Source organism: Sphingomonas sp. (genome assembly GCF_019242355.1).
In the GTDB taxonomy this organism is placed as follows: domain Bacteria; phylum Pseudomonadota; class Alphaproteobacteria; order Sphingomonadales; family Sphingomonadaceae; genus Sphingomicrobium.
Genome location: NZ_JAFAVR010000126.1, coordinates 1 through 10,276, shown reverse-complemented (window position 1 = coordinate 10,276; position 10,276 = coordinate 1). Strand labels below are relative to the sequence as shown.

The following is a 10,276-nucleotide window of genomic DNA, read 5'->3' as shown; positions in this document are numbered from 1 at the left end:
CACGCGCCCGCCGGGAAGCCCTCCGGTCCCGCGGCGCACCTGCCGGCGGACTTTCCCGCGCTCGTTGAAATGCTCGAGCGTTCCGGAAAGCGGCTCCTCGCCCAGCAGCTTCACGACCAGGTCGGTCTCGTCCGCTACGCACCGCCCGAGCTCGCGCTGAAGCCGGTGCGCCCCCTTGGCGCGGAGTGGACCCGCGACCTCGCGCTCGCCCTCAAGGCCGTGACTGGCGCCAACTGGCAGGTCGCGCTGTCCGATGAAGCCGGCGAGCCGTCACTCCTTGACCAGGAGAAAATCGCCGAGCAGCGCGTTCGAGCCGACGTGCTCGCCGATCCAGCAGTCCGCGCCGTGATGGAGGCCTTCCCCGGCGCGGACCTCGAATCCTTCTCAAGCAGAGGCGCCTAAGATGCCGGAAATGCCAGATTTCGATGAGATCATGAAGCTTGCCCAGAATGCTCAGAACGAGCTTCAGAAGGCGCAGGACAATCTCGACTCGATCGAAGTCGAAGGTTCGTCGGGGGGCGGCATGGTCAGCGTTCGCGCGACCGCCAAAGGCCGGATCCTGTCGGTCGCGATCGACGATAGCCTTCTCCAACCATCGGAAAAAGGCATGCTGGAAGACCTGATCGCCGCTGCCTTCAATGACGCCAAGGCGAAGGCCGACACGGCCGCCGCGGGTGAAATGCAGAAAATGCAGAGCAGCCTGCCGCTGCCGCCGGGGTTCAAGCTGCCGTTCTAGCCGCGGCTGCCTGGGAGGCGCCGAGGCGAGGGGTGACATTCGCGGCGCGAGACACTAACTCGCAGGCGAACTCCTCACCTCATTTGCAAGGACGTCCGCGACCCCATGGCCGCTCAATATGCATTTGTCATGAAGGACATGACCAAGTCCTTTCCCGGCGCGCAGAAGCCCGTGCTGAACCACATCAACCTGCAATTCTACCACGGCGCCAAAATCGGCATCGTCGGCCCCAACGGCGCCGGCAAATCGACGCTGATGAAGATCATGGCCGGCATCGACAGGGACTTCCAGGGCGAGGCTTGGCCGGGCGAGAACGTCACTGTCGGCTACCTGCCGCAGGAGCCGCAGCTCGACTCGACCAAGACCGTTCTCGAGAACGTCAAGGACGGCGCCCGCGACGTTGCCGACATGGTCGACCGCTTCAATGCCATCTCAGCCGAAATGGGCGACCCGAAGGACGACACCGACTTCGACGCGCTGATGGAGGAGATGGGCGAGCTCCAGGGCAAGATCGACGCGGTCGATGGCTGGACTCTCGACAACCAGCTTGAGGTCGCGATGGAGGCGCTCCGCTGCCCGCCGTCCGACTGGCCGGTGGGAAACCTCTCCGGCGGTGAGAAGCGCCGCATCGCGCTCACCCGCCTGCTGATCCAGAAGCCGTCGATCCTGCTCCTCGATGAGCCGACCAACCACCTCGACGCCGAGAGCGTCGAATGGCTCGAGAACCATCTGAAGGAATATGCCGGCGCGGTGCTGATGATCACCCACGACCGCTATTTCCTCGACAATGTCGTCAGCTGGATCCTCGAAATCGATCGCGGGAAGTATTTCCCGTACGAGGGAAATTATTCGACCTACCTCGAGAAGAAAGTGAAGCGCCTCCAGCAGGAGGAGCGCGAGGAATCGGGCCGCGAGAAGGCCATCAAGGACGAGCTCGAGTGGATCCGGCAGGGTCCCAAGGGGCGGCAGACCAAATCCAAGGCCCGCATCGCCAAGTTCGACCAGCTCGTCGCCGCCCAGGAGAATCGCACGCCTGGCAAGGCCGAAATCCTGATCCAGGTGCCCGAGCGGCTTGGCGGCAAGGTCATCGAGGTCGAGAACATCTCCAAGGCCTATGGCGACAAGCTGTTGTTCCAGGATCTTACGTTCAATCTGCCGCCGGGCGGGATCGTCGGCGTGATCGGTCCGAACGGCGCCGGCAAATCGACCCTGTTCAAGATCATTACCGGCCAGGAAACGCCCGACACCGGCCAGGTCGACATCGGCCCTACCGTACACCTCGGATACGTCGACCAGAGCCGCGATCACCTGAACGACAAGAACAACGTCTGGGAGGAGATCTCGGACGGGCTCGACTACATGAAGGTCAACGGTCACGACCAGTCGACCCGGGCCTATGTCGGCGCATTCAACTTCAAGGGTCAGGACCAGCAGAAGAACGTCGGCAAGCTGTCCGGCGGCGAGCGCAACCGCGTCAACATCGCGAAGATGCTGAAGCGCGGCGGCAACGTGCTGCTTCTCGACGAGCCGACGAACGACCTCGACGTCGAGACTCTCGGAGCGCTCGAGGAAGCCATCGAGAATTTCGCCGGCTGCGCGGTGGTGATCAGCCACGACCGCTTCTTCCTCGATCGCCTGGCGACGCACATCCTGGCGTTCGAAGGCGACAGCCACGTCGAATGGTTCGAAGGCAATTTCGAAGCCTATGAGGAGGACAAGCGCCGCCGCCTGGGCGACGAAGCCGACCGGGCAAGCTCGACGAGCCACCGCAGGCTGACGCGGTAAGATACGTCACCCCGGGCTTGACCCGGGCCCCGCCTTGGCTTCCACTCGGGCAGGGGCCGAATGCACTGGCACGAGGAGCGGAACCATGGTCGACGACGGTCCGGCGGCGGTCGATGCAAAGATCAAGTCGCTCGGCGACTGGCGCGGCGCACTTCTCACGCGGCTTCGGCGGCTGATCCGGGAAGCGGACCCGGACGTCGTCGAGGAGGTCAAGTGGCGCAAGCCCTCCAACCCGCTCGGCGTGGCGACCTGGTCGCACGACGGGATCGTCTGCACGGGCGAAAGCTATAAGGACAAGGTCAAGCTGACCTTCGCCAAGGGTGCGTCGCTCAAGGATCCCGCCGGCCTGTTCAACTCCAGTCTCGACGCCGGCACTCGCCGGGCGATCGACATCCCCGAAGGGACGAGCCTCGACGAGGACGCGTTCAAGGCCCTGATCCGCGAAGCGATCGCCGCCAACGTCGCCACGAAGGCGCGTTAGACCGACGTTGATCACTTTCACTGGCCCGTTGCAGCTCTGGCGCTGGAACGAAGGCAGTGCGCATTTCATGACCGTGCCGGAAGAGCTGACAGGCGCCCTTCGGCTGCAAGCGATGGAATTCCCGCGCGGCTTCCGCTCGGTCCGGGTCGAATGCCGTCTTCATGACATCACTTGGCGGACGTCGGTCTTTCCAATGAGGGAGGGCGGCTATTTCCTGCCGGTGAAAATCGACATCGTCCGCAAAGCGGGCATCGCCGAGGGCGACGAGGTGAGGGTCGAGCTGACGCTGCTTTGAAAGGCGTTCTTTCGGCGGTCACCGTTTCGGTCGTCGGAGTCCGCACCGTCGATCCGCCAGTCCAAATCGGGCAGGACATTCTCCCGAGTTTACTTCGCCCCGGAGAATGTCCGACGCGCCGCCCTCCCGTCCGCGGGAACCCTTCCGCCTTGGCTCCAGTTGAGGGATTGTGCTGCAGGGCCCGACTCAGGTGGCGAATAGCGCCCAGGCTGCGCCGAGCGCGGCCATCCAAGGCCTGCATCTGTTCGGGGTCACGTTAATCGGCGCGACGCCCCAGAATTTGCACAAGCTCGTGCTGACAGTCGGGTTCATCCTTGTCGCCTGGCTTCTCACCAAGCTTCTCCGGGGCGCACTTCACCTGTTGATCGGTAGCCGCACCGGGACGCGCGTACAGTTCTGGGCTAAACAGGGCGTCAGCCTAATCCTGGCGGCGATGGTGCTGATCGGCATCCTGTCGATCTGGTTCGACAATCCCGCGCAGCTAGCGACGGTGCTCGGAATGGTCGGCGCTGGCGTCGCCTTCGCCCTCCAGCGGGTAATCACCGCGGTGGCGGGCTATTTCGTCATCCTGCGGGGCAGGACCTTCAACGTTGGAGATCGCATCGTGATGGGCGGCGTCCGCGGCGACGTCATTGACTTGAGCTTCATGCAGACCCGAATCATGGAAATGGGCCAATCGCTCAAGGAGCAGGCCGACGCGCCATCAATGTGGATCCGTTCCCGGCAGTTCACCGGTCGCATCGTGACCGTCACCAACGACAAGGTCTTCGATGAGCCGGTCTATAATTACACTCGCGATTTCCCTTACATCTGGGACGAAATGAACCTGCCGATCAAGTATGGCGATGATCAGGCGAGGGCCGAGGACATCCTGCTCGCGGCCACGCGGCGCCACGCACTGACCCGGGACCGAACCGACGAGGCGGAGATCGACCGCCTCAAGAGCTTGTTCGGGATCGACATCGGCGATGTCGACCCGAGGGTCTATTGGCGCCTGACGGACAATTGGCTGGAGCTGACCGTCCGTTTCCTCGTGCCAGACCATGGCATCCGAGTGATCAAGGATGCGATCAGCCGTGACGTCCTGGCCGGCCTGGGCGAGGCGAAAATCGGGATTGCGTCCGGCACCTACGCAATCGTCGAGGTGCCGCCGATCCGGATCGAGGGCGCCCCGCCCGCTAGCGCAACCGCTTGACCAGCAAGCGGCCGTCGCTTCCGGCCTTCACTTCGAAGTTGGGCACCGCCTTGATGAGCTCGGACAAGCGGGTGAAGCCATAGTTGCGAGCGGCGAAGCTCGACACGGCCTTGGCGCGCTGGCCCAGCTCCGACAATGGCGTATAACCTTCCTCGTCACGCTTCGAGGCCTTGTAGGCCGAGCCCAGCACCTGCAGCAGTTCGGCGTCGACCGGACGCTGGCCCTCGCTCGTCTCCGGCTGCTCGAGCCGCTCGTCCTCGGCCAGGCCGAGCGCGCCGACGTCGAAGAAGCGGGAGCAGGCCTGCTGGAAGGATTGCGGGGTCTTCGACGTCCCGAATCCGTAGACCTGCAGGCCGTCCTCGCGGATTCGCTGTGCGAGCGGAAGGAAGTCGCTGTCCGACGACATGATCCCGAAACCATCGACATTACCGCGATAGAGGAGGTCCATTGCGTCGATGGTCATGCGCATGTCGGTCGCGCTCTTGCCCTTGACGACATCGAACTGCTGCATCGGCACGATCGAATGAAGGCCGGTAAGCTGGCCCCATCCCTTGAGGCTCGCCTTCGCCCAATTTCCATAGGCGCGCCGGATGTTGATCGTCCCGAGCTCGCCGAGCACCAGCAGAACCTCGTCAAGGTGATCCGGCGAGGCGTTGTCGGCATCGATCAGCAGCGCAATGTTGCGTTCGGAATCGCCGTTCGTGTCGGGCATGCGCTCAGAATCCTCGTCTTGCCGAAACTCTCTATCGCGCCGGCCCGGAATGACCACACCCCGGCGCTCCGTTCGCCCCGCGCCGGCACGGGCAATGATCGATGCGGGAACGAAACGCCCGCTGAAGCAATAATGCCTCACAGGGGGCGTGTTTCGGAAGGGACGGAGTAATGAGGAAGATCGCAATTGCAGCGGCAATGGCCGCCAGCGTGGCCGTGACGGGCTGCGCCACCAGCCCATATGGCTACGGTCCGGGCTACGGCCCCGGCTACGGCTATGACAACGGCTACTACAACAACGGATATGCGCCGGGCGGCGGCTCGCGCGCCGGGAATGCAGTGGCCGGCGCGGCCATCGGCGGTGCTGCCGGCGCAATCGCCGGGGCGGTTCTTCCGGGCGTCAGCACCGGCACCGGAGCGGTCGCGGGCGCGATCCTTGGCGGCGTGCTCGGCGCAACCGTCAACGGCCATCAATATTACCGCGATACCCGCGGCTATTGCTATTACGTCGACCAGTACGGGCAGCCGCACTACAGCTACGACATCCGCTGCTAGCGCATGAAGGGCAACAGCTTAGGCTGCTGCCTTGAGAAATCCTGCTAGACGGGGCGGAATTCGCCTTCCGCCTCGTCGAGCAGGTACAGGCGTCCTTCGGAAACGGAAAAATGGGCGCCGTGCAGCTTGAGCTGGCCATCCCGCTCGCGATCCGCGATCCACGGGAAGGTCCTCAAGTTGGCGAGGCTGACCTTCACCGCCTCCCATTCCATGTCGAGGAAGGCCGCTCTGTCGAGCTCCTCGTGCCGAGCGCGGACCTGATCCCGGGCTCCGGCGAGCATGTCCACCCAGTCGGCGATGAAATGACCCTCACCGTGAGGAGTGCCTTCGAATTTGTCGGTGAGCGCCGCCGCACAGCCGCCGCAGAAGCCGTGACCCATGACCAGGATCTCCCCGACCTTCAGCTGGTCGACCGCAAACTCCAGCGCCGCGGAGACGCCGTGGAAGCCGGGACTGGTTTCATAGGGCGGAGCAAGCGCACCGATGTTGCGCACGACAAACATTTCGCCTGGCCTGGCATTGAAGATTTGCGCCGGGTCGACGCGGCTGTCGGCACAGGACAGGATCATCACCTGCGGGCTCTGGCCCTCGGCGAGTTCGGCCCAGCGGTCGCGTTCGCGCGCCCAGTCCTGACTGCGGAAGCGGCGATAGCCTGCGATGAGATTGGAGAGGTACGGCATCGGTCGCGGCTAGCGCGATGAGGGCGGGGGTGGCAAGCGCGCGTCGCACTCGCTATCTGCCGGGCCATGAACGCCCCCGCAGGATTGCCGCGCCAGCGCAAGCCAGACTGGATTCGGGTCAAGGCACCGACCAGCCATGGCTATGCCGAAACCCGCAAGCTGATGCGCTCGCTCAACCTCGCCACGGTCTGCGAGGAAGCGGCGTGCCCCAATATCGGCGAGTGCTGGACCAAGAAGCACGCGACGGTGATGATCCTCGGCGACACCTGCACCCGCGCCTGCGCCTTCTGCAACGTGAAGACGGGAATGCCGCGCGCGCTCGACCCGCTTGAGCCGGAGCATGTCGCGGCCGCGGCAGCCGAGCTTGGGCTGGAGCATATCGTGGTCACCAGCGTCGACCGCGACGACCTTCCGGATGGCGGCGCATCGCAATTCGTGAAGGTTATCCAGGCGCTTCGTCGGAACACGCCGACGACGACCATCGAGATCCTGACGCCGGACTTCCGCAACAAGAGCGAGGCCGCCGTAGAGGCGATCGTCGAGGCGGGGCCTGACGTCTACAACCACAATCTGGAGACGGTGCCGAGGCTCTATCCGACGATCCGCCCCGGCGCGCGCTACTACGCGTCGCTCCGACTTCTGGAGAGCGTCAAGCGCCATGACCCGCATATCTTTACCAAGTCCGGCGTCATGGTCGGCCTTGGGGAGCAGCGGCTCGAGGTGCATCAGGTCATGGACGACATGCGTTCCGCGGACGTCGATTTCCTGACCATGGGGCAGTATCTTCAGCCGACGTCGCGTCATGCCAAGGTCGAGGAATTCGTCACGCCGCAGGCCTTCGACGCTTATGCGGCGATCGCCCGGGCCAAGGGCTTCCTGCTGGTCGCCGCGTCGCCGCTGACTCGCTCGAGCTATCACGCCGGCGACGACTTCAAGGCGATGCAGCGGAACCGCGAAGCGAAGCTGGCCCGGGAAGGCGCGAATGCCGCGGCATAGCGAGACGCGGCATCTTCCCTACACGCCCGAACAATTGTTCGACCTGGTGGCGGACGTCCGCCACTATGACCAGTTCCTGCCCTGGGTCGTCGCGGTGCGCGTCCGTTCGTCCACGGAGCAGCAGACGATCGCCGACCTCGTGGTTGGCTTCAACGCCTTCAAGGAGCGGTTCACCAGCAAGGTGACCAAGGAGCGGCCGAATCGCATTCTAGTCGACTACATCGAAGGCCCGCTTAAGTATTTGCACAACGAATGGCGTTTCGAACGTGCAGCAGATAACGGCACCAACCTGTTCTTTTCCGTGGACTTTGCATTCAAGTCCCGGCTGTTCGAAACGCTTGCCGGATCAATGTTCGACCGCGCCCTTCGGCGAATGACTGCCGCCTTCGAGCAACGGGCTGCGACGCTCTACGGCATTAGCAACTCGAGCGCGCAAAGCGCCGCCTGAAGGCGGACTCCGGCTCGGTCGGGCTCTTCGAAATGCTTCTGGTCCGCGACGATCTTCGCGGGATCGGCATCGCGTTCCGCTCGAGCGAAGACCACCGTCCCGACGGGCTTGGCCGCCGTTCCCCCCGTCGGCCCGGCAATCCCGGTGATCGCAACGGCGACGTCCGCATTCGAGGCCAGGAGGGCGCCGCGCGCCATCGCCCAGGCCGTCGCGACGCTGACCGCGCCGAAGGTGTCGACGACGTCTTCGCTCACCTTGAGCTGAGCGATCTTGGCCGCATTGGAATAGGTTACATAGCCCGCCTCGAACACGTCCGAGGAGCCGGCGATCTCCGTAATCGAGGCGCTGACGAGCCCTCCCGTGCAGCTCTCCGCGACGGCGACGCGGCGGCCGGCTGCGCGATTGGCTTCGACGACTTCGCGGGCCTTGTCGACAAGCGTCTTCGAGAGCAGGGCTTCAGACATGACCGGGCATCCGGATGCTGGCGACCGCTTGCGCTGCAATCCCTTCTCGACGTCCAGTGAAGCCGAGCCCCTCGGTGGTCGTCGCCTTGATGCTCACCTGCGCCTCCCTGAGATCGAGGATCGTTGCAATTCGTGAACGCATGGCATCGCGATAGGGACCGACCTTGGGCACCTCGGCGATGACTGTGCAGTCGACATGGTCAATGACACCGCCGCCGCCGCGCACGAGCTCTGCCGCATGGCGCAGGAACAGGTCCGATGCCGCGCCACGCCATCGCGGGTCCGAAGGCGGGAAGTGCTGGCCGATGTCGCCGAGCCCCGCCGCGCCGAGGAGGGCGTCCGTGATGGCGTGAAGCACGACGTCGGCATCGCTGTGGCCGGCGAGGCCTCGCGGATGGGCGATCGATACGCCGCCCAGCATGATCGGTCCGTCCCCAGCGAAGGCGTGCACGTCGAACCCCATCCCGGTCGTCGGGACGAGGGACCCGACGAGCCATTGTTCGGCGCGTCGAAAGTCCGCGGCCGTCGTAAGCTTGTCCAGAGCAGGGTCTCCCTCGACCGCCGCAACCGTGAGCCCCGCGGCCCGGGCGACCGTGGTCTCGTCGGTCGGGGCAGGGCCGAACCAGCGGAGATATGCCTCGCGCAAAGCGGCCAGACGAAAGGCCTGGGGCGTCTGCACTCGTCCCAGGCCTGTGCGATCCACTGGAGTCTCCACGCGATCGGTTGCGCGCGCGAGGGTGTCCCCGACCGGCAGCACGGGCGCGGCCCCGTCGAAGAATTCGAGCGGCGCGATCAGGCGGTCGATGACCGCGGCGGGACAGAAGGGGCGGGCGGCATCGTGGACGAGGACGGCATCGCTCGCGATCTCGGCAAGTCCCGCCTGGACGGAATGCGATCGCTCCGTTCCACCCGTAATGTGTCCGAGGCCGAGGCCGGCAAGCGCTTTGGCCGCGCTTTCTTCCTGGCCCGCGCCAATGACCACGCGGACCTCCGAGATTGCGGGATGAGCGAGGAATGGCTCTACCGCCCAGCGCAGAACCGGCTTGCCGGCGAGCTCGCGGAATTGCTTCGGCACTCCACCGCCGAGGCGTTCGCCCTTGCCGGCGGCAACAATCAGCGCTGTGACGCTCATGGCGCGCGCCTTGCCCCTCTCGAGTGCCTTCTGTAAAGGCGCGCCGTCCCATGCAGACGCTGAAGCCCATCAGGATCGGACCGGTCGAGGTCGGATCGCCGGTGATCCTGGCGCCGATGACGGCCGTCACCGACCTGCCGTTCCGCCGCGCGGTGAAGCGCTACGGCGCGGGACTGACGGTGACCGAGATGATCGCCAGCCAGGCGATGGTGAGGGAAACCCGCCAATCCCTCCAGAAGTGCTTGTGGGATCCGTCCGAGGAGCCGGTCTCCATGCAGCTCGCGGGGTGCGAGCCAGAGGTGATGGCCGAGGCCGCCAGGCTGAACGAGCAGCGCGGCGCTGCGATCATCGACATCAACATGGGCTGCCCGGTGAAGAAGGTCGTCAACGGCTGGGCCGGGTCGGCGCTGATGCGCGACCTGACGACGGCGGCGGCGATCATCGATGCGACCGTGAAGGCGGTGAAGGTCCCGGTCACGCTCAAGACGCGCATGGGCTGGGACCATTCCAGCCTCAACGCGCCCGAACTTGCCCGGATCGCCCAGGACCTCGGCGTCCAGATGATCACCATCCATGGCCGCACTCGCTGCCAGATGTACAAGGGCGAGGCCGACTGGGCGTTCGTTCGAAAGGTGAAGGACGCCGTTTCGGTCCCGGTGATCGTGAACGGTGACATCTGCACCATTGCCGCCGCACGGACGGCGCTTGGCCAATCCGGCGCGGACGGCGTGATGATCCGTCGCGGTGCCTACGGTCGTCCATGGTTCGTGGCGCAGGTCATGACCGAACTCACCGGGG

Annotated in this window: 13 protein-coding genes and 1 pseudogene; 10 read left to right on the top strand and 4 right to left on the bottom strand. The window is 64.9% G+C overall.

What is annotated here, in order from left to right:
* From JOZ79_RS06050 to JOZ79_RS06025, 6 genes and pseudogenes are all read left to right on the top strand, one after another.
* Positions 1-402 (top strand): annotated as a pseudogene (locus JOZ79_RS06050) (DNA polymerase III subunit gamma/tau); the annotation flags it as partial.
* A gap of 10 nt (positions 403-412) precedes the next feature.
* A complete protein-coding gene (locus tag JOZ79_RS06045; RefSeq protein ID WP_294071993.1) occupies positions 413-736 on the top strand; it encodes a YbaB/EbfC family nucleoid-associated protein in 324 nt (107 codons plus the stop codon).
* Positions 737-841: 105 nt separating this feature from the next.
* Complete coding sequence (ettA, locus tag JOZ79_RS06040; protein ID WP_294071990.1) at positions 842-2,521, top strand: energy-dependent translational throttle protein EttA; 1,680 nt, start codon at positions 842-844, stop codon at positions 2,519-2,521.
* 85 nt (positions 2,522-2,606) lie between these two features.
* Positions 2,607-3,002, top strand: a complete 396-nt coding sequence (locus JOZ79_RS06035; RefSeq protein ID WP_294071987.1) for a DUF1801 domain-containing protein — start codon at positions 2,607-2,609, stop codon at positions 3,000-3,002.
* Between the two features lie 7 nt (positions 3,003-3,009).
* Positions 3,010-3,297, top strand: coding sequence for a DUF1905 domain-containing protein (locus JOZ79_RS06030; protein ID WP_294071985.1), 288 nt, complete (start codon positions 3,010-3,012; stop codon positions 3,295-3,297).
* A 190-nt stretch (positions 3,298-3,487) separates the two neighbouring features.
* The gene (locus JOZ79_RS06025) at positions 3,488-4,492 is read left to right on the top strand and encodes a mechanosensitive ion channel family protein (protein ID WP_294071981.1); all 1,005 of its coding nucleotides are present in this window, start codon (positions 3,488-3,490) and stop codon (positions 4,490-4,492) included.
* On the opposite strand, the gene JOZ79_RS06020 is transcribed toward JOZ79_RS06025, so the two are convergent.
* Entirely contained in the window at positions 4,476-5,204 is a 729-nt protein-coding gene (locus JOZ79_RS06020) for an NYN domain-containing protein (RefSeq protein ID WP_294071978.1), read from the bottom strand. The genes JOZ79_RS06025 and JOZ79_RS06020 overlap by 17 nt on opposite strands.
* 170 nt (positions 5,205-5,374) lie before the next feature.
* On the opposite strand from JOZ79_RS06020, the gene JOZ79_RS06015 reads away from it, so the two are divergent.
* Positions 5,375-5,758, top strand: a complete 384-nt coding sequence (locus JOZ79_RS06015; RefSeq protein WP_294071975.1) for a hypothetical protein — start codon at positions 5,375-5,377, stop codon at positions 5,756-5,758.
* 44 nt (positions 5,759-5,802) lie between these two features.
* Here JOZ79_RS06015 and JOZ79_RS06010 read toward each other — a convergent pair whose 3' ends face one another.
* Positions 5,803-6,438, bottom strand: a complete 636-nt coding sequence (locus JOZ79_RS06010; RefSeq protein WP_294071972.1) for a carbonic anhydrase — start codon at positions 6,436-6,438, stop codon at positions 5,803-5,805.
* A 66-nt stretch (positions 6,439-6,504) separates the two neighbouring features.
* Between JOZ79_RS06010 and lipA the strand changes: the two genes are divergently transcribed.
* Together lipA and JOZ79_RS06000 are read left to right on the top strand one after the other, a co-directional pair.
* On the top strand, positions 6,505-7,434 hold the full coding sequence (gene lipA / locus JOZ79_RS06005) for a lipoyl synthase (RefSeq protein WP_294071969.1): 930 nt from the start codon (positions 6,505-6,507) through the stop codon (positions 7,432-7,434).
* On the top strand, positions 7,421-7,882 hold the full coding sequence (locus JOZ79_RS06000; RefSeq protein ID WP_294071966.1) for a type II toxin-antitoxin system RatA family toxin: 462 nt from the start codon (positions 7,421-7,423) through the stop codon (positions 7,880-7,882). Before lipA ends, JOZ79_RS06000 begins: the two co-directional genes overlap by 14 nt.
* Here JOZ79_RS06000 and JOZ79_RS05995 read toward each other — a convergent pair.
* The gene (locus JOZ79_RS05995; RefSeq protein WP_294071963.1) at positions 7,843-8,346 is read right to left on the bottom strand and encodes a CinA family protein; all 504 of its coding nucleotides are present in this window, start codon (positions 8,344-8,346) and stop codon (positions 7,843-7,845) included. The two genes, JOZ79_RS06000 and JOZ79_RS05995, sit on opposite strands and share 40 nt — an antisense overlap.
* Positions 8,339-9,478, bottom strand: a complete 1,140-nt coding sequence (locus JOZ79_RS05990) for a bifunctional 2-C-methyl-D-erythritol 4-phosphate cytidylyltransferase/2-C-methyl-D-erythritol 2,4-cyclodiphosphate synthase (protein WP_294071960.1) — start codon at positions 9,476-9,478, stop codon at positions 8,339-8,341. Before JOZ79_RS05990 ends, JOZ79_RS05995 begins: the two co-directional genes overlap by 8 nt.
* 50 nt (positions 9,479-9,528) lie before the next feature.
* Here JOZ79_RS05990 and dusB point away from each other — a divergent pair.
* Positions 9,529-10,276 (top strand): tRNA dihydrouridine synthase DusB (dusB, locus tag JOZ79_RS05985; RefSeq protein WP_294071957.1); only part of this gene is annotated, 748 nt, incomplete at its 3' end.

Coding starts and splice junctions, on each gene's coding strand:
- JOZ79_RS06045 (WP_294071993.1), top strand. CDS start 413: ATGCCAGATTTCGATGAGATCATGAAGCTTGCCCAGAATGCTCAGAAC.
- ettA (WP_294071990.1), top strand. CDS start 842: ATGGCCGCTCAATATGCATTTGTCATGAAGGACATGACCAAGTCCTTT.
- JOZ79_RS06035 (WP_294071987.1), top strand. CDS start 2,607: ATGGTCGACGACGGTCCGGCGGCGGTCGATGCAAAGATCAAGTCGCTC.
- JOZ79_RS06020 (WP_294071978.1), bottom strand. CDS start 5,204: ATGCCCGACACGAACGGCGATTCCGAACGCAACATTGCGCTGCTGATC.
- JOZ79_RS06015 (WP_294071975.1), top strand. CDS start 5,375: ATGAGGAAGATCGCAATTGCAGCGGCAATGGCCGCCAGCGTGGCCGTG.
- JOZ79_RS06010 (WP_294071972.1), bottom strand. CDS start 6,438: ATGCCGTACCTCTCCAATCTCATCGCAGGCTATCGCCGCTTCCGCAGT.
- lipA (WP_294071969.1), top strand. CDS start 6,505: ATGAACGCCCCCGCAGGATTGCCGCGCCAGCGCAAGCCAGACTGGATT.
- JOZ79_RS06000 (WP_294071966.1), top strand. CDS start 7,421: ATGCCGCGGCATAGCGAGACGCGGCATCTTCCCTACACGCCCGAACAA.
- JOZ79_RS05995 (WP_294071963.1), bottom strand. CDS start 8,346: ATGTCTGAAGCCCTGCTCTCGAAGACGCTTGTCGACAAGGCCCGCGAA.
- JOZ79_RS05990 (WP_294071960.1), bottom strand. CDS start 9,478: ATGAGCGTCACAGCGCTGATTGTTGCCGCCGGCAAGGGCGAACGCCTC.